The sequence below is a fragment of the Ruminococcus sp. 1001136sp1 genome, from assembly GCF_039841815.1.
Lineage (GTDB): Bacteria > Bacillota > Clostridia > Lachnospirales > Lachnospiraceae > Blautia_A > Blautia_A faecis.
The window spans coordinates 259,683-285,610 of the sequence record NZ_JBDPGY010000002.1 but is presented as its reverse complement, the minus strand read 5'-3'; the positions used below and the strand labels follow the sequence as shown (position 1 = coordinate 285,610).

Annotated in this window: 20 protein-coding genes; 2 read left to right on the top strand and 18 right to left on the bottom strand. The window is 44.7% G+C overall.

The features are described from left to right. From pdxS to ABHC48_RS03245, 10 genes are all read right to left on the bottom strand, one after another. Complete coding sequence (gene pdxS, locus ABHC48_RS03290; protein ID WP_173735228.1) at positions 1-876, bottom strand: pyridoxal 5'-phosphate synthase lyase subunit PdxS; 876 nt, start codon at positions 874-876, stop codon at positions 1-3. A gap of 380 nt (positions 877-1,256) precedes the next feature. Then, positions 1,257-1,445, bottom strand: a complete 189-nt coding sequence (locus tag ABHC48_RS03285) for a small, acid-soluble spore protein, alpha/beta type (protein ID WP_118583262.1) — start codon at positions 1,443-1,445, stop codon at positions 1,257-1,259. A gap of 209 nt (positions 1,446-1,654) precedes the next feature. Continuing rightward, positions 1,655-1,840: a PspC domain-containing protein gene (locus tag ABHC48_RS03280; RefSeq protein WP_021924744.1), complete on the bottom strand. Its 186-nt coding sequence runs from the start codon at positions 1,838-1,840 to the stop codon at positions 1,655-1,657. A gap of 95 nt (positions 1,841-1,935) precedes the next feature. After that, the gene (locus tag ABHC48_RS03275) at positions 1,936-2,802 is read right to left on the bottom strand and encodes a DUF4097 family beta strand repeat-containing protein (protein ID WP_195699873.1); all 867 of its coding nucleotides are present in this window, start codon (positions 2,800-2,802) and stop codon (positions 1,936-1,938) included. Continuing rightward, positions 2,799-3,524, bottom strand: coding sequence for a DUF1700 domain-containing protein (locus ABHC48_RS03270; protein ID WP_195699872.1), 726 nt, complete (start codon positions 3,522-3,524; stop codon positions 2,799-2,801). The genes ABHC48_RS03275 and ABHC48_RS03270 overlap by 4 nt, the downstream gene beginning before the upstream one ends. Before the next feature lie 5 nt (positions 3,525-3,529). Further along, positions 3,530-3,883, bottom strand: a complete 354-nt coding sequence (locus ABHC48_RS03265; protein WP_148461245.1) for a PadR family transcriptional regulator — start codon at positions 3,881-3,883, stop codon at positions 3,530-3,532. Positions 3,884-4,156: 273 nt separating this feature from the next. Then, the gene (locus ABHC48_RS03260) at positions 4,157-4,669 is read right to left on the bottom strand and encodes an HD domain-containing protein (RefSeq protein WP_195699871.1); all 513 of its coding nucleotides are present in this window, start codon (positions 4,667-4,669) and stop codon (positions 4,157-4,159) included. Then, positions 4,666-5,778: an RluA family pseudouridine synthase gene (locus ABHC48_RS03255; protein ID WP_243284544.1), complete on the bottom strand. Its 1,113-nt coding sequence runs from the start codon at positions 5,776-5,778 to the stop codon at positions 4,666-4,668. The genes ABHC48_RS03260 and ABHC48_RS03255 overlap by 4 nt, the downstream gene beginning before the upstream one ends. Before the next feature lie 293 nt (positions 5,779-6,071). Then, entirely contained in the window at positions 6,072-7,565 is a 1,494-nt protein-coding gene (locus tag ABHC48_RS03250; RefSeq protein WP_195699870.1) for a hypothetical protein, read from the bottom strand. 75 nt (positions 7,566-7,640) lie between these two features. Next, positions 7,641-10,142, bottom strand: coding sequence for a LuxR C-terminal-related transcriptional regulator (locus tag ABHC48_RS03245; RefSeq protein WP_195699869.1), 2,502 nt, complete (start codon positions 10,140-10,142; stop codon positions 7,641-7,643). A 300-nt stretch (positions 10,143-10,442) separates the two neighbouring features. On the opposite strand from ABHC48_RS03245, the gene ABHC48_RS03240 reads away from it, so the two are divergent. Then, complete coding sequence (locus ABHC48_RS03240; RefSeq protein WP_195699868.1) at positions 10,443-11,852, top strand: RsmB/NOP family class I SAM-dependent RNA methyltransferase; 1,410 nt, start codon at positions 10,443-10,445, stop codon at positions 11,850-11,852. A 272-nt stretch (positions 11,853-12,124) separates the two neighbouring features. Here the strand turns inward: ABHC48_RS03240 and addA are convergent, their stop codons facing one another. After that, complete coding sequence (addA, locus tag ABHC48_RS03235) at positions 12,125-15,880, bottom strand: helicase-exonuclease AddAB subunit AddA (RefSeq protein WP_195699867.1); 3,756 nt, start codon at positions 15,878-15,880, stop codon at positions 12,125-12,127. Next, positions 15,880-19,212: a helicase-exonuclease AddAB subunit AddB gene (addB, locus tag ABHC48_RS03230; protein WP_195699866.1), complete on the bottom strand. Its 3,333-nt coding sequence runs from the start codon at positions 19,210-19,212 to the stop codon at positions 15,880-15,882. Before addB ends, addA begins: the two co-directional genes overlap by 1 nt. Before the next feature lie 185 nt (positions 19,213-19,397). On the opposite strand from addB, the gene ABHC48_RS03225 reads away from it, so the two are divergent. Continuing rightward, entirely contained in the window at positions 19,398-19,859 is a 462-nt protein-coding gene (locus tag ABHC48_RS03225; RefSeq protein WP_173717448.1) for a hypothetical protein, read from the top strand. A gap of 87 nt (positions 19,860-19,946) precedes the next feature. On the opposite strand, the gene ABHC48_RS03220 is transcribed toward ABHC48_RS03225, so the two are convergent. The 6 genes from ABHC48_RS03220 to ABHC48_RS03195 form a co-directional block, all read right to left on the bottom strand. Beyond that, the gene (locus ABHC48_RS03220) at positions 19,947-21,863 is read right to left on the bottom strand and encodes an NAD(+) synthase (protein ID WP_195699865.1); all 1,917 of its coding nucleotides are present in this window, start codon (positions 21,861-21,863) and stop codon (positions 19,947-19,949) included. A 111-nt stretch (positions 21,864-21,974) separates the two neighbouring features. Further along, on the bottom strand, positions 21,975-22,853 hold the full coding sequence (gene hslO, locus ABHC48_RS03215; RefSeq protein ID WP_173717446.1) for an Hsp33 family molecular chaperone HslO: 879 nt from the start codon (positions 22,851-22,853) through the stop codon (positions 21,975-21,977). A 71-nt stretch (positions 22,854-22,924) separates the two neighbouring features. After that, positions 22,925-23,695 (bottom strand): class I SAM-dependent methyltransferase, encoded by a 771-nt coding sequence (locus ABHC48_RS03210; protein WP_195699864.1) that lies wholly within the window; start codon positions 23,693-23,695, stop codon positions 22,925-22,927. A 40-nt stretch (positions 23,696-23,735) separates the two neighbouring features. Further along, entirely contained in the window at positions 23,736-24,080 is a 345-nt protein-coding gene (locus ABHC48_RS03205) for a helix-turn-helix transcriptional regulator (protein WP_118173824.1), read from the bottom strand. A gap of 61 nt (positions 24,081-24,141) precedes the next feature. Continuing rightward, on the bottom strand, positions 24,142-25,587 hold the full coding sequence (locus ABHC48_RS03200) for a site-specific integrase (RefSeq protein WP_195699863.1): 1,446 nt from the start codon (positions 25,585-25,587) through the stop codon (positions 24,142-24,144). Beyond that, positions 25,587-25,871 (bottom strand): hypothetical protein, encoded by a 285-nt coding sequence (locus tag ABHC48_RS03195; protein WP_173769005.1) that lies wholly within the window; start codon positions 25,869-25,871, stop codon positions 25,587-25,589. The genes ABHC48_RS03200 and ABHC48_RS03195 overlap by 1 nt, the downstream gene beginning before the upstream one ends. Between the last annotated feature and the right edge of the window lie 57 nt (positions 25,872-25,928).

The window sequence follows — 25,928 nt, the reverse complement described above, 5'->3', positions numbered from 1 at the left end:
TTATTTGCCCCTCTCTGCCATCAGAAGCTGGATTTCCTGCTCATTGATTCCGACCATAGCTTCACCAAGGTCTTCGGAAAGCTCTGCAAGCATTTTGGAATCCTGATAGTTAGTGACCGCTTTTACAATAGCTGCTGCACGCTTCTTTGGATCACCGGATTTGAAAATACCAGAGCCCACAAACACACCTTCTGCGCCAAGCTGCATCATAAGGGCCGCATCTGCAGGAGTCGCAACACCGCCTGCTGCAAAGTTTACCACTGGAAGTCTTCCGTTTTTGTGTACATACTCAACCAGCTCATATGGCACACGCAGGTTCTTTGCTTCTTCAAAAAGCTCATCCTCACGCATGGAAACCACTTTCCCGATTTCGCTGTTCATCATGCGCATGTGGCGCACCGCCTGTACCACATCGCCGGTTCCTGGTTCGCCTTTTGTACGAATCATGGAAGCACCTTCTGCGATTCGCCTTAAAGCTTCCCCTAAATCTTTGGCTCCGCATACAAATGGCACTTTAAACTGACGCTTGTCAATATGGTAAACATCATCTGCCGGGGAAAGCACCTCGCTCTCATCAATATAATCAATCTCAATTGCTTCCAGAATCTGCGCTTCTACAAAATGTCCGATACGACATTTCGCCATAACCGGAATGGAGACTGCCTCCTGGATTCCTTTGATCATTTTGGGGTCGCTCATCCTGGAAACACCGCCTGCTGCACGAATATCTGCCGGAATCCTCTCCAGCGCCATAACCGCACAGGCACCTGCCTCCTCTGCGATTTTTGCCTGTTCCGGAGTGGTAACGTCCATGATCACTCCACCTTTTAACATCTGTGCAAGCTGTTTATTTAATGCATATCTTTCCTGGCTCATTTTGATTTCCTCCTGTATGTATTGTGCAGAAAAATTGTGGGGCACTGTTTTAACAGATTTCCATTTCTTCAACTGCCTTTTATTTGTCTGAAAGCATACAGGAATACTGTACCGTTATAAATATCCAATTTTTATATATTTTAAAAGGACAGTTCGAATATTTTCTCTCAAACTGTCCTGCAGGACTTGTTTTTTTCCAGCAAAACCTTCAGTGCCCGGGCAATTTCTACCTCGTCTTCTGCTATCAGGATACGCATAATTTTCCTCCATTTTTTCTGAAAAGGAGACGCTTACGCGTCCCCCATTTTCCCGCCCCTCCTAGAGCCTTTTTCAAACAGGCTCTAGCCTGATAACAGGTTGCAGGGGCAAATAATATACTATTATTTTTTCGGTTTCTTTCGCGCCATTATGCCACCGATCCGGCCCGTTTCTTTGGCGGAGAGGCTTTTCCAGCCCCCTTCTAAGACTTTATCCAGAATGCCAAGTTCCTGAGCAATTTCATATTTTGTCTGTTCTTCAGGGGTAAGATTTCCGGATTTGTAAGCTTCTACTTCTTTGTCTTTGTTCATATGTCTATGCTCCTTTTTACAGTGTTTGGATGTATATAGGGAGTATGGACAAAATATAATACATTTATTCAAAGTGGATGCAATTTGACATGGCATATTCCACGCGAACCGTCGCAATATTCTGCCAAGCTGACTGTCAACTACAACTAAGCAGATCGGGGCCCCTTGCAGCTAAGTTTTCGTAGGCAGTGGATCTTGTGCGATTCTTCTTATGCTTTCGGAATAATAATCGCTGCAATAATATATGCCCAGATTCCTGCGCCGCCGAAGCAGGTCAGGATTACCCAGGCCAGACGGACCAGGGTTGGGTCGATATCGAAATACTCGGCAATTCCGCCGCACACCCCGCACAGCATACAGTTTACGGTTGATTTGTATAAACGCTTATTGCTCATAATTGATTCCTCCGATCTGACATTTCTGTCTTATTTTTTTATTTATTACATAACTTTACACCAGAGCGTGTCTGAAAAAAGCGTTCTGCAAGATTTTAGTTTTCCCCAGTAAACTCCACATCAATCTCGCCCATTCCGCATTCCAGCACCATATCTTTTTTGGCACCTTCATTGGAAATGGTTTTCTCAATGCCAAGTCCACTGTACTCAGAATTCTCCAGATCAATCTCACCCATGCCACAGGAAAGATTGTAATTATAGTCCTTCTCTTTTCCAGTTACCACCATGTCAATTTCACCAGCACCGCAGTCCGCATTCAGTTTCTGAACATCAATCTGATCAATGTCGATGGTTCCGGCGCCAACCTGAAGATCACAATTCGCTGCTGTGATATTTCCATAACCGCAAAATTCTCCGGCACCAACTTCCACCGAAAGCTCCTGTACTTTTAAATCGCACTCCAGATCAATGGTTCCCATGTCAACACCCAGGCTTACCGTATCAAATTCTTTCACTGAAGGAACACTGACTTTTATCTGTTTCTTCTTTTTTACATTGCCACTGCGGGTATCTGTAATCGTGATTTTCCCGGAAGTTTCCTTAACCACTACATCGTTCTTCGCATCATTTGCCACATTTACCCGAATCTTGTCACCATCGTATTCCTGGATAAGGAGCTCATCATACTTTAAACTGATTTCCAGATCACTGGCAAAATCCATATCCACAGTATTTCCATCTAAAGCATCCCAATCTATGTCAGAAGAATGATATTGGGCGTTTCCCCAATGGATCAGACCAGCCAGCGGATAATCATTATCCTGAAGCAGCTGTCCAGCCTGATCAAACACATTTCCGCCTGTTTCCACTGCTGCTACAGAAATTCCACCGATACACAAACCAATTCCTGCCACTGCGAAAGCACCTACTGCAATCAGCATTCCCTTTGTTCCTTTTTTCATGCCTGCTCCTCCTTCTTATTCCGATACACGATTTTCTGGAAAAAGTCTGTTACCTTACGAAGAATCCATGGGAAAATCGTGGAGCCCAGCCATCCTGTTAAAATGCAGAAGAGAATTCCTGATGCAAACAAAAGACAGCCGATTCCCATTACCAGAAGTCCCACAGCTGTATTGGTAACCAAAGTTCCAACCCCCACACTCATGCAGGCGCAAGCTGCTACGATAAATGCGAACGCCACAACTCCGGATACAAAAATTGCCAAAAACGGAAACAAGATCACCACCAGTAAAATACTGAACACGCCGCTGGCTGCTGTGATGATAAATGGGGATAGAAATACCAGGGCAATTAGGATCAGGATAAATCTGCTGTTGCTTCCCTTCTCTTTCGGGCGATATCCCCTGTGGATACGATCTGTTTTTCCTGCATGTTTCCCATCTCTTTGGCGAATCTCCGGCATATAAGAAGCCTTGTTTTCCCTCAAGTCCTCATATCCATTCTCTGTATACTGTGCATATTCCTCATTGCTTTCGTCAAGGTCTGCCTTTATTATGGCAGCCACTTTTCCGGGGCTTCCAAGCTCTCTGATCACGGAAGCCTCATTCTCAGGACCGGCTTCGTCAAAATAACTGTTGTAGTAAGCCAGCGCCTCCTGCTTTTCTGCTTCCGAAATATCAGACAGCAGCCTCTCTAGCTGTTTCATAAACTGCGCTCTGTCCATACCTGTTAATTCTCCTCCCTCATGTGGCCGCTGTCCGCATTTCTGCCAACGTCCTCAAACATACTGCCTATCTTGGTGGAATAATTCTTCCACTCGATCTTGTATAAATTCAGCTGTGCCTGCCCTTTCTCTGTCAGTTTATAATATCTGCGATTTCGTCCGGCATATGCCTGATCGTAGACTTCCAGGCAGTCATCCTTCTGCAGGCGGCGCAGCACTGGATAAAGTGTGGATTCTGAAATATCCAGAACTCCGCGTACATCCTGGGTGATCTTGTATCCGTAAGTACCTTCCGGCTCCTTGGACACAACCGCCAGGACAATAGCGTCCAGAAGTGCAGCTCCTGTGTTAAATACCATCTGATCACTCCAATCATATTATATAATTCATCAATATTATTTAATTAACAATACTATATGATATATAATATAGTTTTGTCAATACCATTTTTGAAAACAAATTTCTATATTTCTATCATTTACACAAAAAAAGGCGCAGCCAATGCCACGCCAATATTTCAACATATTTTCTTTCACTTCAAATAACTGATAAATTTCTCCGTCACAGGTGAAAGCTTTTTTATCCTTCACCACAAGCCCAATTTTTTTTCTTTTTCAACGCCTTCTATTGCTTTACCTGGCAGGCAATTTATAGATACTTGTGAGTAATTTTTTGCCTGTATTGGTCTCAAATACGCGCTCTCTGGCTGTTTCAACAGCATTCTCAGACATTTCACTTTCATCTGCATTTACAAGGAAATCAGCTTCCAGAAGAATGCGGTAATCCATTCCGTCTACGTTTGTATAGGTATGGTGATGGCTGACCAGATAGTTGATTCTCTCTTTCATTTCATCATCAATTTCCACATCCTTGAGGAAATTTTCTACCAGCTCAGGACTTTCTTTTTCCTGGTTGGAGCCGTTTGTATTACCATATTTTACGCGGCATACAGGGCAGGCAATGTCGTGGATCACGGCTGCGATTTCCAGAATTTCCTGCTTTCTTTCGGTTAAATTTTCCATCTCGCCAATCATTCTGGCATATGTATATACCTTCAGAAAATGGGCAATATCATGCTTGTTTCCATCGGAATATGCGATCATTTTTGCGATAACATTATTTATGGTTTTCTGTGTTTCTGTCATGTTTTTTCCTCCTCGTTTGCATTCAAAAAGCGGCAGAAATCATCTGGAAGGGGAGCTTCCAGAGTGATTATTTCATCTGTAAATGGGTGACAAAAAGTCAACTTCCAGGCATGTAGCGCAGCTCTTTTGAAGCAGTCATTCCTATTATTTATTCTGCCTTTCGTATTCTTTTTTTCTTTGCTGTTACTCATGTTCAAACATGTTCCAGGATTGTACATCGTATCTCCCAGAAGAGGGTGACCTATCCCTGCCATGTGAACCCGGATCTGATGGGTTCGTCCGGTTTCCAGCTGAAGCTTAACAAGAGTCGCGTTACCGAAATTTTTTATGTTTTTATAATACGTAACTGCATTCCTGCTTCCTGGCAACAGTCCATCTGGAGAAATTGTCATTTTCATGGAATTTTCCGGATCCGGGGCAAGTGGTATAGCAATTTCTTTCCAGACTACAGAATCATTTGCTTCTGATAAATCGCCTTCTGCAAGCGCCAGATATTTCTTCTGCAACTTTCCTTCTTCCCTCTGCTTCTGCAATCTGGCTGCCGCCACCTGGTTTCTGGCAAAAAGTAAAATCCCGGAGGTCTCTTTATCCAGACGTCCAATGGACCGAATGCGTGTTGCCTCATTTTTTTCACGAAAATAGGCTGCGAGCAGGTTAGAAATGCTGTCCTGATAATGGCTTCCGGATGGGTGCGTCACCATACCAGCTGGCTTGTTTACTACAAGTAAATCCTGGTCTTCATAAAGGATCTGAAGTTTCTGGAGTTTTAATCCGTCTTCCAGCTCTTGTCTTTCGAAATCCAATAATTGTTTTTTTCCTTGTTCTATAAAACTACTTGTATCTGGACACACCAGTTGCTTTGAATCAATCCCTTTCGCTTCCAGACATACCTGAAGCCGATCACCAGGCACTGCTATTTCTGTTACACGGCACTGTTTTCCATTTTTAAGGATACCTCCCGGCCTGAACTTTGCCTGACTGATCTGCCTCTTTGTAAGCCCTGCCTCAGCCCGCAAAACCTCTCCTACTTTTCCAGACTCTGTGATCCTTATCTCAAGATATCTTTCCATATCTCCATCCTTGATAGCTCCTGCCCATATCTTTGTCAAAATGAAATCTCCGCTGCTCAAAACACGAAGCTTGTTTAGCTTTATCACATAGTTTATCACAAAATGAAAGCTTATGAAATCCCCTATGATCTTAAAACAGTAAATAATAAACAAGCCGAAATACACATAGGTATTCGGCTTGCAAAATTTGTCATATATTTTTCAGGAAATTCTTTTTGTCCACGTCCCAGAGCGTGTTTGAAAAAGGCTTTCTGCAATCTGCACACTCGAATCCCCATCCTACGCGATTGGTATAGTTATTTACGAAACGATGTACTAGTTTTACCTGCTTATCAGTATTCCATCAGCCTTCCTGCCTCATCAATATAGAACACGTCATCCGGTCCTATATAATAGCTGTCGGAACCATCAAAGTACATTACATTTCCTTCCCCATCATACCAGTAATAAGTATCTCCCGGATCACTTTCCTCTACATAATCTTCATCAGGAATGTAGTCTCCGTATCCTTCACCATCGTCAGCTGTCTGGGCTTCGTAGGCGATAGAATCGGACTCTCGTAAAAAAGCTGCACCTGCATAAATATTTCCATATCCGGAAATCACAGGACTGAGCATCAGATCGCCATCTCCATCCAAAGTAACATCTGCCACATAGATTCCGCTGTCATTGACCAATTTCAGGGCAGTTGTGCCAAGTGTGGTAAAAGTACCGCTGTCAAAAAAATATCCCCCTGTTTTATCACTATTCAGGCTGTTGTAGATTTCCCAGGTTCCTTCTCCATAAAGCCGGATATTCATGGCATTTAAATCTCCATACTGGTACCAGCTGTCAAAATAAGAGATAAACATTTCCAGGCTCTCTCCTTCGGCACTTGGGTCATAATCTTCTCCTTGAGTGAGAGTGGTTTCTGTATTTTCAACGCCCTCAATCTCCGTCAGCTCCAGAGAAGAAATGGCATCCCGGTATTCCTCCTCCATCTCTTCAGCAAAATCCGCTGAAACTCTGTAAGCATAAGCAAAGGTATTGGTATCCGTCTGGAAATACAGCATTTTCCATTTGCAGGCATCTTCATTTGCTCCGGTGGTAAATTCCAGTTCATATGCCGGATAAGTGAATTTCTCTGTATATTCCTGGTTCTGTACTGCTGTGAAATCCTTTATTTCCGATTCACTTACAAAGCCTGCAAACTGTTCCATATATTCCTCCGGGGTACCGGTGAATTCATTGTCATTTAAAGCACTGCAGTTGACGATCACCGTCATACAGTCCTCTGTCATATCGGAATAGAAATACCCTCCTTCCCAACTGGAATTGTTATAAAGAGGGCGCAGTCCTGTATAGCGTTTATTTGACATGAGGACATAGCTTTTCTTTTCCGCGCTGTCTTCGTTTTCAGTCTGACCTTCCGAATTCTCTTCTGCCTGATCTTCCTCTGCTCTGGTAAAAACCGCAGCCCCGTCATTTCCCATATGAAGAGTATCCGCGGAGTCCAGATAAAATCCCTCCAGCCACATGCCCATGCGATTGTACATGTCATATCTGCCATTTCCGTCGTTGTATTCATCCACATATTCCAGATATCCCTGAACATCATCGCCTTCTCCGGTGTGATATACAAACAATCCGTCTGCACTTAAGGTAAGAGTTTCATCAGCCTGTGCATCTTCATTTTCCCATACACCGGAAAGTGCTGCATAGTCAGCTCCGTCCTCTACCTGAAGCGTATCCTCGTTTTCTGCCATTACGCTGCAAATACCAGCTGTGGGAACAACTGCTGCACATAAAATAAACGCGATGACCGCTGTAACTATTTTTCTCTTCATACCATTTTCCTCCTGTCGAAATATGTTGTACCTTTACTATACGTTTTCTCTGACAAAAATAGTATTAACTTCCAGTTAGCTTTTCCCTTCCATCATCTCCAAAAGATACTTGCGCTTCACCCGGACATCCCCGGGAATCTGTAATTTGGAATAAATCTGATTGATGTACTGCTTCACAGTTCCCTCGGATAAAAACAGACTCTGGGCGATTTCTTTGTTGCTCATATGCTTCGCCATAAGCTCCGTAATCTCCAGCTCACGATCTGACAGTACTTTAAAGACCGGCGGATACGCCTCCTCTTTTTTTAACTGATCGCACCGCATTTCCCATTCTTTCCCCATTCTGGTGATCCTGAAAAGAAAATTTTCATTGATTCCGAAAAAGCTTCCCTTCAAAAGCTCCTCTATGTATGGATAATTCTCCACAAATGGCATAAGGATTCCATCTGGAAAAGCCTGGGAAAGTGATCCTCTCAAAAGTTCAAGCGCCTGTTCTGTTTTTCCCAGCTTCCAGTTGGCCGCAAGAAGCTGGATCTGCACATGAAGCGCTACCAGATCGTAGTGAAGAGCCTGACACATGGCAAGAATGGATTCGCTTCTTCCGATCACCTTCGAATATTCTCCCTGGGCAAGATAAACCTGATTCTCGATCATTTCCATCATCGGTCTCCCAGGTGCCAGAAAATTCACCGTAGAAAGCATGTGAGCTCCAAAGAGAGCCGGAATCCGCTCCGTTTGTCCGGTAACTGCATAGTAATAGGCGCAGGTGCTGTCAAAAATATTGACCCAGGTGGTATTATGCCCCTGCAGCAGTTCTTTTCGACGTTCTTCAAATGTATTTCTCATTTTTATGTCCATACAGATAGACAGCCTTTGTGCCAGAAAATCGCAGCAAAGTGCAATGCTCTCCTGCCCATTTCCCTGAATCTGGGTATAAGCCTTTTCCAATGCTATGTGGGCATCAACAAAATTTCCGCGCATAAAGTGAGCCTCTGCGCTCATAATCGTTTCTGCACCCTGTCCGTGTCCGTTTGTGATCTTGTAATAATGAGGCATACACTGGTTCATCTCTTCCAGCTCTTTGTCAAGATCTCCGCTTTTCCTGTGAAACATCATAAGTACAGATGGGGAGCCAAACGTCCAGCCTCCGTCACTTCGGATACTGATGGCAGGTCTTGTCATCTTCTCGCTGGCACTGCGGTGAAACTGACTCATTCTCGAAATATCATTGTACATAAGAAAGCTCTGGATCAGGTCGCATTCGCCCAGAAGATTTCCTCTCTCTTCCTCAGGCAGCTTTGGATGTTCTCTGATGGATGCCAGAAGAAGTTCTTTCAATTCCAGCATTTTTGGAATATTTTTCCAGTTAAACATGCATCTCATAAGAACCAGAATTGCAAGCGGATATTCTTTTAAAACGGAAACCGGACATCTGTTCAAAGCTTCCAGAACCTCTTCCGGTTTTAGAGAAGCAAGTAAGATTCCGGCATCTTTTTGCACCACCCGGAGGATAGCTGCAAAATTCTGATTCCGCCAGTATGCTGACAGGGCATGAATATAGGCACCATGTTTTTCATACCATGCACCATATCTTTCATAGTAGAAAGCCTGCCTGGAATTATCCAGTGTTCTGAACGCACGAAATGCGCACTCTTTCATCATATGGTGAAAGCGATAAGTCTGCCCGTCATTCAGGCAGGTGACAAATGCATTCTGCCTGGTGAGCGTTTTCAGGATCTGGTGTACGTCTTCTCTTTTTGTAATAAATTCTGCCATCTCTTCCGTGAATTCATCTGCAAGCCCCATGGCACTTAAAAATTCTTTTCTGTCTTCTGGCAAAGGATTCAGCATGGAAGCGGAAAACATCTGGTAAATATCAGATGTTTTTCCTGGCAATTCTCCTGATTTTGAAAAAGAACACAAATTCAGGTAAACAGCTGCGAACCATCCTTCGCTGGATTTCAGAAGCTGCTCAAGCTGGCTGTCTGTCAGGCTGGTTCCGCAGCGGCGGATATAGGCTGACAGCTCCCCAGCGTTCAGACGCAGATCGTCTATTTCTATTCTGTGAAGTCTTCCTCCAAGTCTTACAATCCAGTCATCACTGATAAAATGATTTCGGCTTGCTACGATCAGATGCACATTTTCCGGAATCCTCCCTGCCATTCTGCACAGGAAAGTGGCCGCCCGGTCATCTTTTAACAGATGAAAGTCATCTATAAAAATATAACAATTTTCACATTTTTCCAGTTGATAGCATAGAATTTCCGTCAAGAATCCAGCGGAAGCTTCATCTTCCGGGCAATCGTAGTTTTCCAGAAAGTTAAGACCTGCGAAGGAAAATGCATTTTGCACACTTTTCCAGAAGATGGAAAGGTTTTGGGAGTAAATACTGATCCGGATCAGCAAAGCCAGACTGTCTTTCGCCAGTCTGGACAGATACCAGTTTACTGCGGTTGTCTTCCCATATCCCATAGGGGCTGTTATGGCAGTCAGTGCGCTGTTGGAAACAGGCTGCAGGGATTTTTGTAAACGGTCTGATATGTAAATGGAATTCAGGCTGATTTTTTCTTTAGGCATTTCATACCCTCACTCTCTTGTTTTATAAGTATATTGCTGTTTACACCGTTTCCGGAGTATGATTTGTAGGAATAATTTTTCAAACACGCTCTAATGATCATTCTATATTTAATTATAGTGGAAAAACCAGGAAATTCCAATGGATTCTTTTGCTTATGTTTGACTTGTTCTTTTTCTTCCGCTATACTAAAATGTGTTTAAAAAATGCTTTCTGCAAGATGTGTTTCACTGTTTTCGTGAAATTTACGCAGTAAATCTGACACTCATATCATTCTATTTCAGTACTAAGGAGATTTTTCTATGGATTCAGATAAATTATCAGCTCTGCCTCAGGCTTTTCTTCATCGGATGGAGGATATGCTTGGGGATGATTTTGAACCTTTTCTGGCAGCTTATGAACAGCCGCGTACTTATGGGCTCCGGGTAAACACGGCAAAGATTTCCTGTGAGGAGTTTGAACAGATCGTGCCCTTTGAAGTAAAAAAAATCCCATGGGTTTCGAATGGTTATTTTTACAATGAGGATGTAAGACCATCCCGGTGTGCTCTTTATCAGGCCGGACTTTATTATCTTCAGGAACCAAGTGCCATGACCCCCGCTTCCCGTATTCCGGTGGAGCCAGGAGAATATGTGCTGGATATGTGTGCAGCTCCTGGAGGAAAAGCAACTGCAGTTGGTTCCGCCCTAAAGGGTGAAGGACTTCTGGTTGCAAATGATATCAGCACTACCAGGGCAAGAGCACTGCTTCGAAACCTGGAACTGTTTGGGATTCCCAATCTTTTTGTTGCCAATGAAAAGCCTGAAAAAATGGTAAAGAATTTTCCGGAATTTTTCCATAAGATCATTCTGGATGCACCTTGTTCCGGGGAGGGGATGTTCCGTAAGGAGGAAGCTCTTGCCAAAGACTGGACTCCTGAGAAGTCTGAGGAGCTTTCCAGAATTCAGAAACAGCTTTGTCTGAATGCGGCAGACATGCTGCAGCCGGGAGGACAGATGCTTTATTCTACTTGTACCTTTGCACCTTGTGAGGATGAGCAGATCATTTCCTGGCTTCTCAGGGAACGGCCGGAGCTGTCTCTGATTTCCATGGAGGATTATGAGGGCTTTTCCACCGGAAATCCTGAATGGGGAGATGGGAATCCACAACTGAAAAAATGTGTGCGCATTTTTCCCCATAAGATGCAGGGGGAGGGGCATTTTCTAGCCCTCTTGCAAAAGGAGGGAACGGCTGGACCTTCCGCTGGTACTTCTAAGACCAGTCGTCTGGCTGCAGATGTCCGGAAGTATATGGAAGAATTTTTCAGAGAAATCGGGTTGAAAACTTTAGATGGCCAGGAGTTTGACTGGAACCGGGTGGAGGTCCGGGCAGATAAAGTTTATTATCTGCCGTCTGTTTCCTATAATTTCAGAGGACTTACGTTTATTCGGAACGGACTTTATCTGGGAGATCTGAAGAAAAACCGGTTTGAACCGGCTCAGCCGCTTGCACTGGCTTTCCGGAAAAATGAAGCTGAAGCTGTGATTTCCCTTTCTGTGGATGATCCAAGACTGGAGCGGTATCTGAAAGGGGAAACTCTTACAATTGAGCCTGAGGAGGCTGCTCATTCTAAAGGATGGCATTTGCTTTGTGTGGAAGGGTATCCCCTTGGGTTTGGAAAACTTGTGAATGGGACATTGAAGAATAAGTATCCAGCGGGGTGGAGAGTGTAAGTTTGTCAAATTTTCGCTTTCCCTTCCGCCTGCGACGTGCGTGGATGTGGCGTGCCTGGTCTGAGGGCTTTGCGGAGGTTCCGAGAAAATCTTAGAGGACAGGATTTTGCGTTGAAGACATGAGAGGACACTGTCTGAGCTCCGAAGGAGCGAGTTTGGCCTCTCATGTCTTCGCTTTTAGCAAAATCCTGTTCTCTTAGATTTTCCGGGTTCTTCGCACAGTTCTCAGATCAGGCACGCCACATCCACGCACCTTCTGCGAACACAAGCAATCATCCTAACAATATCTCTTTTTTCAACGTAAAAGAATAAATATACTTCTCTTTCACCCTACGCCCAGTCATTCTATGAAGTGCCTGAGCATAATCCTCCAGCTGAGTGTGATACAGATTAACCAGCTTCTGCTCTTCCCCTCTGCGCACACGATCCGTCTTGTAATCAACCAGCACGATCTCATCCCCTTCCAGAAAATAAGCGTCTATGATTCCCTGCACAAGCACACGTTCCTTGGGATCCCATGCCTCATCTATTTCAGCAGCACTTCTGGAAATGACAAAAGGCTGTTCCCTGAAAAGAAGCCCCGATAATGCAGCGACTTTCATTCTCTGCCCCAGTGCCCCATTCACAAAAGACTGAATATCTGAAATTCTGATACATTCTGCTTCTGCCTCAGACATTTTTTTGCTCTGAACCAGTGCGTTGATCTGCTCTTTCAGCTGCTGTGCACTATCCGTTTTATTGTACTCAAGACATTCCATCACACGATGGTAAGCAGTACCTCTTGCCGAACCTGTGAACGCCTCTTCCGTTTCCTTCTTTTCCTCAATAAATCTTGGAACCAGCGGAACAATGTCCGGTTCAAAATATACAGCTTCTTCAATATCCGTATCTTCATGGTAACTCTTCTTTTTCAGATCCGATACGCTGACCTTCACCGGAATATCTTTACGATATTCATAAGGATATACAAATCCAAAACGCTTTTCCAGTTCCGCTTTGATTTCAGGATCCACGATTTTCTCACAATCCCAGTTATCCAGAATATCGTCTTCCATCTGCCCGACAGCCTGTTCCACCACTTCAGCCTCCGTTAAAGTCCGCGCTGTGATCCTTTTCACCTGAAACTCTGCCGGATCATCATAAAGCAGATTATCATGGGATGGCAGCAATCCAAACTCCTCAAAAAGTTCATCCATGCAGCGGTGCCTTGCAAGCGCAGGAAGCACATAATCCCAGTAAGTTTTTCCATTCAGTCTCGTTTCTGCCGGAAGAAGTTCCTGTTCATTTTCGCGGAATCTGTATAAAGAAAGCAGCCTTTTTTCCAGATTTCCTATTGTTCCGGTCATGATCAGTTTCTCCTTGGCACGCGTCAGGGCAACGTAAAGTACTCGGATTTCCTCCCCCAGAGTCTCTTCCAGAAGCTTACGGCGGATCACCTGCTTATACAGTGTTGACACAATCATCCGCCGGTCTGGCAAAATGGCGTCAGCGCCAAGACCGTAATCCGGATGAATCAGAAGTCTGGCGTTCAGATCCTGCATATTGAACTGTTTTCCCATACCGGCAAGGATTACAATCGGAAACTCGAGTCCCTTGCTCTTGTGGATCGTCATGATTTCCACGGAACCTTCTCCTGCGCCAGAAAGATTTACTTCGCCATAATCAACTTCATATTTTTGCAAATGTTCAATATATCGGACAAAATTAAATAAGCCTCTGTAACTGGTCTTCTCATAATCCATTGCCTTTTCCACCAGCATAGCGAGGTTGGCGCTCCGCTGTGCACCATTTGGCAGAGCTTTCGCATAATTACCATAGCCGGTTCTGCGGAGAATCTCAAGAATCAGCTCATGCACAGGAGTGTACACCGCAAGATCACGCATTTCATTCAGCAGGACTATAAAACCATGTAATTTGTGGTAAAGAGTTCTTTCCTGCCCCTCATATTCTTCCAGGAAATTCAACACGCTGTCATACAGCATCCCCTTCGGATGTTCTTCCCGCAAAACGGCAAGCTCCTGGGTAGTACATCCCACCAGCGGCGACCTCAGCACACCCGTCAAAGGAATATCCTGAAGAGGATTATCGCAGACCTGCAGATAATTCAGAATCGTAACCACCTCAAGTGCGGAAAAATATCCCGTCTTTGAAGCGGCATACACAGGAATTCCGTGGGCAGAAAGCACCTCTGTAAAGGTTTCTGACCAGCCGGAGGCGGTGCGAAGAAGGATTACAATATCTCCGTATTTCGCAGGACGATATTCTTTGGTTTCTTTATCAAGTACCAGCTCTTTTCCCACAATTTCCTTAATTCTGTGGGAAATAGCAAGAGCCTCCAGTTCCCGGGCATCCTTTCCTTCCATCAGATCCTCCAGTTCTTCAGAATCCTTTTCTACCAGAAGAACTTCTGCAGGAAGAAAGCTTTCCTTGTTTCCTTCCGGAAACACAGCTCCAGGATAAAGAGCTGCGGCTTTATCGTAGGCAATTCCACCAAGATCTGTTCCCATAATCTGACGGAAAATAAAGTTTGCACTATCCAATACCTGAGACCGGCTGCGGAAATTTTTATGAAGATCGATTCGCTGTTCCGTACTGTCCGTTAAACTGTACTGTTCATACTTTTCCATAAAAAGCTCTGGTCTGGCAAGGCGGAACCGGTAAATGCTCTGCTTCACATCACCTACCATGAATATATTTTTTCTTCCATCTGCCCAGCCGGAAACACAGTTAGTGATCATTTCCTGTACCAGGTTACTGTCCTGGTACTCATCCACCATGACCTCGTCATATTTCAGGGAAAGTTCACGTGCTGCCGGACTCATGTGATAAATATACTTGCTCTCTCCAGTCCAATTACCGTCGTTTTCGCCATTTTCTTCCGCTGCATGAACCCTTTGAATCAGGATTTCCAGCGCAAAATGCTCCATGTCCGTAAAGTCCAGAATATTTTTTTCCCGCTTCTTCTCTCCATACATACGGATAAATTCCCTGGTAAGCTCCACCAGCATTTCTACAGGCTCCCGGCAGGTTTCCAGAAGCACTGGAAGTTCCTCCTCCTTTACGGAAAAATACCGTGTTCCAATATCCTTTAAAATATCCTTTGCATTTTCCCGAAGAGATTTTACCTGCTCTTTCAGCGTATCATCTACAGGATCTTTTGGTTTCTTTCTGGAAAGAGCGGCAAAAGCCGGTTTGCCAAGAAGCTCTCCTGCTCCGTCAAAATCACCGGCGGCGGCTTTCTCTTCTGCTGCACGAATGAGGATGAGATCACTTTGCAGTGCTTCATCATACAGGTATGGTCCTCCTGGCGCATTGCAAAAGCTTCTTGCCTGGGTAATCAGTTCCTTTGCCTGGCAAAGATCCTCCGTAATGTTTTTCCATAACAAATTCATCCATTCTGATGATTTTACAGACTCTAAATCCGTATTTCTATAACTATCTATGCATTCTTCCAGCCAGGTATCCGGATATGGATTGCTCATGGCAGCATTATACAGAGAATAAATCAGTTCTTTGATTCCATCATCTGTTTTGCCTGATGCGTAGCATTCGATAAAATACTTAAACTTTTTGTCATCTTTTATGTAATAGTTCTCCAGAAGCTCCTTCATCACGTCCTCTTTCAGAAGCTTCAATTCTCCCTCTTCTCCTGTCCGATAACCAGGATCCAGACCAATAAGATGGAAATAATTGCGGATCACATAAGCACAGAAGCCATCTATCGTGGTGATCTGCGCCGTATGGATCAAGGTAGTCTGGCGCTGCAGATGCTCATTGTCCGGATTCTCACAGAGAGCATCCTCCAGGGCATTTGCAATTCGTTCCCGCATTTCCCCTGCTGCTGCTCTTGTGAACGTCATGATCAGCAGCCTGTCAATGTCAACAGGATGCTCCGGATCCATCACCTTTTTTAGAATTCGCTGCACAAGCACCGCAGTCTTTCCGGAACCAGCTGCTGCACTTACCAGAATATTCCGGTTTCTTAAATTAATAACCTGCTCCTGTTCTTTCGTCCAGTTCACTGCCATTATTCATCCACCTCCTTCACAAAAGCATCCCACAGCTCTTCATCTGTAAAGTTTTTCAACCTGCGGAATTCATAGCCTGGAATGTCCATATCAAAACCGCATACGCCGCTGTAAGGACAGTAGGTACAGGCATTTTTCTTTCCCATCATATAAGGGGAAACCTGGGCATCTCCGGTCATAATGGACTGTCTGATATGAGAAATCTTTGTTTTTACATAACGGTTTAAAATATCAAACTGCTCTTTTGAGGCTACAGAAGAATTTTTCCGGAAGCTTCCGTCTTTGTTAAAGGATACGGGAATTGACACAAGGGAACTGTCCATTTTTTGTACCAGTTCTTTATCTTTCAGAACCAGTCCGTTCATCTTTAGTTCCTTCAGCACTTTTTCCTGGACAGTCTCTATATCTGCATCTATTTTTTCCTGAATCATAGGATCCTTGATATTGTAATAAAATACCCCTGCAGGAATCACATCTTTATCCTTATGCTTGTTTTGCTCTACGGTAAGGGCACCGTCCATGTAGATCATCAGCTGCAGCTGCAGACCATGATACAAAGAAACCAGATCAAAAGAAGTATTCCCGGTCTTATAATCAATGACCCGGACATACAGCTTCCCATCATCTGTCTCCATAGTATCCACGCGATCGATCCGACCGCCCTGAAAAACAACTTCCACACCTTCCGGCTCAAATTCCCCGGATTTCAGCTGTTTCTGAATTGCCCACACAGTTCTTCGTACCATTCGCTTGGTGCGCTGAATCATATATTCATTGCGTGCACTGCTTTTTAGAATGGTATTGCCATAATCTGCACTTATTTCATCTACCAGGCGGTCTGCCAGCGCATCCCGCTCTTCCTCAGAAAGCTCTGCCAGAGAAAGCTTTTCTTTGTTCACTTCCTTTATCAGAGACTCCAGCACCTTGTGCATAATATTTCCCATATCCATGGCGCGGAATTCATACTCTGCACGCTCCGTAAGTTTGAGACCATACTGGAGGAAATGGGCAAAAGCACAGGCAGAATAACGCTCCAGCCTGGTGGCACTGTAGGGCGACACCTCTCCATAGAGAACCTTTGCCACACTTTCGCTGATAATATCGGCAGGCTTTCTGGTTCTGGAAGCCTCCACCAGCTTCCTGGCTAAAGTCCTATATTTAGGACTTCTAAGATACCAGCTGTAAAGCTCGCTGTACAAAGGACTTCCCTGTCCCACAGCGCCCTCTCCAAGACCTTTCAGGAAGCATTCCAGACTGGTTCCCGGAAGCTCCATGGCGTTCAGGCTGAATTCCTCATCACCTGCATTTTTCACCTCCAGTCCGGGATATAGAGCCTGTATACTGTGGATCAGATATGCAGGACTTATAGGTTCTCCTTTTCCATTTGATAAACTGTAGGAAAGGCACAAATGCTCACTTGGCTTTGTCAGATTCAGATACAGATAAAAGCGCTGGGTGTTCATCAGCTCTTTCGGACCTGGTGCAAGCTCCATTCCCTCATCTGCAAAGAATTCTCTGTCCATCTGGGTCAGAATTCCGCCAGAGTCTGTATTTTTCGGAATATTCCCCTCGTTTACACCTACAAAAAACAATGCCTTTATTTCTTTCAGACGGGTTCTTTCCATATCTCCAACAAGGACCTGATCCATACTGGGCGGGATCAGCGCAACCTTTGACTTGGCAAAACCAGTTTCCAGAAGCTGGACAAATTCCGTTCTTGTAATTTCTTCCTCTCCAAGGATCTCTACCATGCGGTCAAGAAGTTCCATAACAATTCCGTATATCTGGGCGTATTCTTTTTCCAGAGCTTTTTCTCCTTTTTCTTTAAAGAAAAGCTCCTGTTTCTTTAGTTTTTTCTGTATTTCACAGCTTTCGATAAACTGATATAAACTATAACAATATTCACATACTTTTCTCTTTCCACTGGAAAATCCCTGAGCCAGGATCTCAGCCTCCCTCACAAATATTTCCCGGTATTCGTTCAGGACTTGAATATCCTCCGGATCCATGGTCCGGTAAACTCTCACCCACTTCTCGGACCACTTTTTGTAACCGCGAATTCCAAGGGCAAGCACATAATTCTCCAGCATATCCACCTGGTCCCTTGCAAGGCCTGACATATCACAGCGCAGATACCGGAAAACACTTTCGTAGGAAAAACCCTTTGTAACCATTTCAAGAGCAGCACGAATATATTCTATAAATGGGTTCATCAGAATGGTGTGCTTCTCATCCAGGAAGTAAGGGATCCGGGATTCCTCGAATACCTGAGATGCAATACTTTTGTACGCCTCCAGATTTCCGGTAATCACAGCGATTTCTCCGTATTTCAGATTTTTTTCACGGACCAGACGGCGTATTCTCCTGGCTGTCTCTTCCAGTTCTTTTACAGGGGATTCTGCTGCAAATATGCAGATTTCTTCCTGTTTCTTCTCATAGACAGATCTTCTGTAGCGGAAAAGATGCTTCTCCAGAAAGTCAAGAGAGGTGAAATTTCCAAAGCGGCCCTTTCTCTCATCTTTCAGAAGAATGGGATCATCCAAATTGCTGGTCAGACCGGACAAGGTGTGGATCATTTTCCTGCTCATATAGAACAACTGATGTGGTTTTCCCATCTGTAAAGGATTTTCTCCGGCATCCATGGTAACAGTTACCAGAACCTTATCGCAGACATTTAAAAGTTCCCGGATCACGTTCATCTGCACCGGAGTAAAACCGGTGAAGCCATCCAGAAGGAGTACGGATTTTTTCAGTTTATCAGAAAAAGGAATGGCTTTTTTCAAAGCGTCCATCACGCCTTCGCCGGTCATATAATGACCTTCCAGATACTGAAGAAAGGCCTGATAAAGGACACCCACATCCTGCATTTTCATATGAAGAAGAGAGTCTTCCCCTGTTTTTCCCAGCATGTCCTGCAGTTCTTCTTCCCGGATATCATACTGCATAAATTCTGAAATCAGAGATTTCACTTCGTCCAGATAGCCCGGTTTGTTCATCTGGCTGCCAAGATAGGGCAGATTTTTGCGATGCTGCTGCACCAGCTTCTGAAGAACCATACTTTTTCCAGTGTCATCCAGAAGCACCTCCATAGCGCCGCCTGTCTCCTCGAAAATACGATAGGCAAGGCGCTGAAAGCTGAGCACGTCGATATTCAGGATTCCCTTTCCGGGATGCATTTCGACTACGTTTTTCTGTGTCTGCATGGTGAACTGTTCCGGGACGATAATATAGTACAGGTGCTGTGGATTTTCCATAGATTCCCGGATGATCTGTTCACATGCATAATGCGTCTTGCCAATACCGGAGCTGCCGATGATGAATTGTAGGGACACGTTTTTTCCTCCTTCTGCCAATTGTATGGAATAAAAAAGCCTGTATCTGATAAAAAAACATTCTGCTTTATATTCTATCATATTTTCCATGCTTTGATAATAGGATAGAATAAGAAGATTAAAGCCTGGTTTTTGCGGCCAGGATTATTTTTTTCATTATCAGTGCGATACAGGAGGCGCAGTCCATGAGTTCGAAAACCAGGATCATCGTGTTACATATGAAGGAAGTGGTATATACCATCGCCTTTCTGATTCTTGCTGTTCTTCTGGGAATCCTGATCTACTTTATGTTCGGGCCTGGAAAAAGCCAGACCACTTCTGCTGCTGGAGAGGGGCTTTATACGCCTGGCGTTTACCGCAGTTCCCTTACTTTGAATAAAAATACTTTTGACGTGGAAGTTACAGTAGATCAAAACAATATCCAGTCTATTGAGCTGGTAAATTTAAGTGAAAGCACCACTGCCATGTTTCCGCTGGTAAAGCCTTCTCTGGAGTCACTGGCCAGCCAGATTGTTGACAGCCAGTCCCTGGACGACTTGAAATATTCCACAGACAGGAAATATACGTCACAGCTGCTTATTTCTGCCATTGAAGATGCATTAAAAAAGGCGGAGAACCATGTAAGTTCTCCGCCGGCAGAGCAATAAACAAACCTAATTATTTCCCACCTTTACAGCTGCATGCTCCGCGAAATACAGCTGCAAAATGCATGAAAAGCGTACCGTACAATCGTTTTATACTTCAAGCTTCTCCAGAGCTTCCATCCATACCTCTGCGCTTGCATCACTTGGCATACGCAGGTCACCTCTTGGAGACAGTGCCACACTACCTACCTTCGGGCCGTCAGGAAGACAGGAGCGTTTGAACTGCTGGGCAAAAAATCTGCGGTAGAAGATTTTCAGCCATTTCAGAATCGTAGCCTTGTCATAGGTACCCTCAAAGGTACAGCAGGCAATGCGATAGATCTTATCCGGTTCAAAGCCTGCACGAAGCATATAATACAGATAAAAATCATGAAGTTCATAAGGACCAACCAGATCTTCTGTTTTCTGCGCGATCTTGCCGTCCTTAGGCGGCAGAAGTTCCGGACTTACCGGAGTATCCAGAATATCCAGAAGAACTTCTTCCAGTTCTTTCTCTCCGCAGGTATCTGCATAATAGCGGACAAGATGTCTTACAAGCGTTTTGGGAACAGAGGCATTTACACCATACATGGACATATGGTCTCCATTATAGGTTGCCCATCCAAGAGCAAGCTCGGAAAGGTCACCGGTTCCCACAAGAAGTGCTCCCTCCTGGTTTGCCATATCCATAAGAATCTGCGTACGCTCTCTGGCCTGACAGTTCTCATAGGTTACATCATGAACGGAATCATCGTGACCGATATCACGGAAATGGATATTTACCGCCTCTTTAATATTGACCTCCGTCAGAGAAGCACCAAGGCACTGGCTTAATTTGCAGGCATTCTGGTAAGTTCTGTCTGTGGTACCAAAGCATGGCATGGTAATGCAGCGGATATTCTCAGATGGCAGTCCCATCAGCTGGAAAGTACGTGCAATTACAAGCAATGCCAGTGTAGAATCAAGTCCCCCGGAAAGTCCGACCATTGCCTTTTGGCAGTGGATGTGGCTCATTCGCTTCTTAAGTCCCATAGCCTGAATGTTCAGAATCTCCTCACAGCGCATATCACGCTCTTCTTTTACAGAAGGTACGAAAGGATAGGGGGCAAACTTCCTGGTAAGAGAGGTCTCTTCCACTTCCACATCAAAAGGTACGATCTGGCAGTCAGCATCATCAGATGCCGGATAGGTGGAAAGTCGTCTTCTCTCATCTGCCAGTCTCTGCACATCAATTTCTCCGTAGATCACAGTGTTCTGGAAGCGCTTCGCCTCTGCCAGCATGGTGCCATTCTCTGCGATCAGGTTCTGTCCGCCAAATACCAGATCCTGGGAGGATTCACCCTCTCCTGCTGTGGCGTAAATATAGCCGCACACCAGTCTGGCAGACTGACCCTTCACCAGATCACGGCGGTAGGAATCCTTGCCAACCATCTCATCACTGGCTGAAAGATTGACGATAATATGGGCACCGCCCTGTGCCAGATTTACACTAGGCGGAAGTGGAACCCACAGATCCTCGCAGATCTCCGCGCCAACTGTCAGCTCCGGCAGTCCTTCACATGAGAAAATCAGATTGCTGGCAAAAGGTACGCTTTCCTCCCCAACTGTCACATCTGTCCACACATCCGCCCCGGAAGCAAAGTGTCTCTGCTCATAGAATTCATTATAGTTTGGAATGTGAGTCTTAGGTACAAATCCAAGAATATTTCCGTGGTTCAATACTGCTGCCACATTGTAGAGCTTGCCGTTCATCCGCATAGGAAGTCCCACAAAGATCAGCGCATCCACATCCGCAGTCTCCTCTGCAATAGTCAGAAGGCTCTCCCAGGCACTGTCCAGCAGTCTTCTCTGAAGGAAAAGATCCTGACAGGTATAGCCTGTGATGCAAAGCTCCGGCAACACCATCAGCTTGGCATGCTGTGTCTCCATTTCACGGATTACTTCCAGAATTGCCCTGGTATTGGCCTTACAATCAGCAACTGTAACCTGCGGCGTTCCTGCCGCTACTTTAATAAATCCCTGATTCATATCCTAATCCTCTCTTATCTAACCATTTCCACGCCTTAGAGCATGTTTGAAAAAGGCTTTCTGCAAGATGTGCGTCTACGACGGAAAATAGTGATTCTGTCTCAATTCAGCTTATTTGCATCTTCTTAGAATTTCTTTCAGCTCTTCTACTGTAAAATTGTAGTTGGTATTACAGAAATGGCAGTTCATCTCGATTGGCTTGCCTTCCTGGATCATTTCGTTTAATTCTTTTCTGCCAATGCTGATCAACGCTTTCGCTACTCGCTCCTTGGAGCAGTTGCAGCGGAAACGGGTGTCCATTTTCTCATTGATCTGCACGTCAAAGCCTTCCAGCACTTTCTCCAGCAGACTCTCCGGGGTATGTCCCTCCTCTAACAGGTTGGTGACAGAATTGATCTTCTGTACGTTCTGCTCTAACCTGGAAATCACTTCTTCCTCTGCAAATGGCATCAGCTGTACAATAAATCCACCAGCCTGACGTACTGTATTATTCTTATTCATCAGGACTCCAAGTCCAACTGCGGACGGTACCTGCTCACTTGTTGCAAAATAATAGGTCAGGTCTTCTGCAATCTCACAGGTCTGAAGCATAACCTGTCCGCTGTAAGGCTCTTTCAGCCCCATATCCTTAATCACAGTCAGGAATCCAGGACCAACAGCTCCTGCAACGTCCAGCTTCCCTTTGGAATTTGCCGGAATGCAGACATCTGGATTTCCTACATAGCCCTTTACATTTCCCTGGGAATCGGCAGTTACCGTAATTCCCTGAAGAGGGCCGCCGGCCTTGATCTGAAGAGTCAGAACATCTTTCTCTCCCTTCATCATAGAGCCCATCATGGCTCCTGCAGTAAGAAGTCTTCCAAGCGCTGCCGTAGCCACCGGACTTGTATTATGGTGCTCTCTTGCAGTCTCCACCATCTCAGTGGTCACTGCCGCAAATGCACGGATCTGGTCGTTAGCTGCAGTCGCGCGGATGATATAATCATTCATGTGTATTCTCCAATCTATACTGTTATAATGTTAATCGTAATCCTATAGCTATTTATCTTATTATTATATTATCATTTACCATGTTCCCTTACTACAAAGGTAAGCCTTCCGCTATCTTCCTTCGGTGGCTCCAGTGTATAAGCATCATACACTGCCAGAAGCTCCATTCCCGCTTTTCCAATAAGTTCCTTGATCTTCTCCAAAGAATAGGCTCTCTGATAGTGAACCTCCTCATCCTTCTCATAAAGTCCGTCCTCTCTTGGAATAAACAGAGCCAGCTCATACGTATTAATCCCGGTCTCCTCATCATAACTGTTCTCCCAGATAAAGCTTCCCTCATCCCGGTTCTCAGCAATCGTAGTATTCCCGATCATAGTCTGATACTTATAAACCGTATTCATATCAAACAGAAAAATCCCCTGAGGATCCAGATAATTATTTACCAGGGCAAACACATGCTCCAGCTCCTCTTCCTCTGTTATGTAATTCAGACTGTCACACACGCTTACCACAGCCCGTACGGTTCCATAAAGTTCAAACTCCTGCATATCCTGAAGAAGATACAGGATGTCATGCCCGGACTCTACTCGTTTCTCCATGGCCTCTGCCAGCATTTCCCCGGAATTATCCACTCCGATCATGTCATAGCCAGCCTCTGCCAGTATCTCAGTCATGGTTCCCGTGCCGCAGCCAAGATCCAGCACAAGTCCGTCTGTGATTCCCTTCGCTGCAAGCTGCTGCTTCAGCCATTTGCCCCAGGTCTGGTAATCCACATTGTCCATGAAAATGTCGTAGACGTAAGCGAAGGACCCGTAAGCACTGGTATTATAAGCATTTTTCATTGTTTAAAATCTCCTTTTACTACATTTTTACTACAGTTTGCTACACGTCGTCTAAGTTTACGATCGCTATACGTTTCGCGTCCGACCAGGCGGCGTTATCCTTTTTCAGAATATCCAGGACACGGTTAAGCTGTTCGCTTCCTGGGTGGAACGCCTTAACAGCATCGTCATAGTAAAATCTATTTATTTCCTTTTCGTCAAGTACCAGGTTTATAACCGAAACGTCCAGCGCGTCAGCTATTTTATATAGCATATCTACGCTGGGCTGTCTGCTTCCTTTCTCTATATGGGACAAAGCGCCGACGGAACACCCTACCTTCGCGGCCAGGTCTTTCCCCTTCATTTCGCGAAGATCACGGTAAAATTGTATGTTCTTGCCTATCACTGTTTCCACCCCTTTCGTTTGTCTTATAGACAATTATAATAAGCGTCGGCGTTTTTGTCCACTATTTAATTTTACACGCGGCAGACTTAAGCTTGCGTCCTTCCTGGAAAGGAATAACGGTATCTTCCTTCTTTACGCTGTTGGCGTCTTCTGCGTCCTCTGCTTCCGGGTTCCTTACCTTTTCCAGACGTTCGCCAAGCTTTACAGCTGCGCTATTTCTCATTTTAGCAGTAACGTGTCCGTATCTGGAAGCTGTAAAGCCAGCGTCGTAGTGTCCTAGCTGTTCCTGTACTGTATTCATAGCTTCGCCGTCTTCCAGCATAACCGTAGCCACTGTATGGCGTAGATCGTGAAAACGCTTATGGTCGATACCCATAGATCGAAGGTTTTCACTCCACATTTTTGTAAAGTTTCTAGGGTAAATGTAAGTCCCTTTCCTGGTACAAAATACCAGGTTGTCCGGGTTGTATTCTATCCCTCTTTCTGCGGCTTTCCTTTTTTCTGTATTCTGTATCAGCCGCCAGAAGATCAGAAGCAGAACCATTTCTTCGGTAATCATAAGGGAACGCCTGGACAGATCAGTTTTAAGTTCGTCCCTAAATGGGGTACCGTTGTCGTCTACCATCTGATACACAAGCCGTAAGTATCCGTCCCCCAGTGTAATATTATGATCTTCCAGAAGTATTTTTAAGGCTTTCGTGTCCCACTTAGGAAGCTTCTTTATATCGCCCCAGGGAAAGTACCGGTCTACTGTTGTCCAGGGTATCCCTATATCTACGTGCTGCCAGTCAAGGCCAAGTATTTCGCCACGTCTGCAAGCTGTAGTAAGTGTCAGCATATACGCCGGATAATAACGGTACTTCGTTCCTTTAATACCTAGTGTTTCCATATCTTCGTCTGTCAATATATTATTTGTCTTCGGTTTACTTTTTGGCCGCCTTGTCTTTTTTCCAGGGTTTCTATTTATACGTCCCTTGTCTACAGCATATTCTAAAGCAGCTATAATAAGTCGTCGCTGCTGGATAAGAGAAGACGCCGCTACCGGTCCGTGGGACGGTGCCGCTTCGCCTGTGTCGTCGTTAATTTCAAGTTTAAGGTTTCCGTGTTCCTGCTGATCGTTCAAGTATTTTTGTATTACGTCGTCGGTAATGTCCTTAAGCTTGTATCGTCCGATACCAGGTATAATATGTTTTTCTATAGATGCCTTATAATTTATGTAGGTTCGTTCTTTAATACCGGGTTTTATAACAACTTCTAACCAGTTCATTACCCACGTACTAAAAAGAACATTGTCGCCCCCAGGGATAACACCAGCATCAAGCTTATTTTGTGCTTCTCTAAGCTTATCCGCTACTTCTTTCCTGGTCTTTCCATACAAAAACTTCCGATCTGGTTTACCGTCTGGCTTAACGCCGACAGTAAGAACCGCCGCCCAGGTTCCATCTTTACGCTGGTATACGCTACCTTCCCCGTTTCCGCGTCTGTGTTTCTTTGTATTTCCCGGCATTAAAACCACCCTTCTTTCACTCTGTTCTTTGCCATATCGTAGGCGTCCTTTGAACGTTTGGCGGCTACGATATATGTAAGTGGGTTTCCATTTGCAAGGCGGATTCTGATATACACACGGTACTTATCAGACTTCACATTAAACAGCGCCTTAGATATGCTGTAGAACGCGTCAAAGGCTACAGTACAGCCGTCTTCCTGTATAGTTCCCTGGGATTTTTCCGCGAAGTCTACAGCCTGTTCCCTTGTGGAACATCTTTTATAGAATGTTTTATTATTCTGCATAGGCTACCTTCCTTTCGTTGTCTTAAAGTATATTTTTGTCTACAAGACAAGTATATG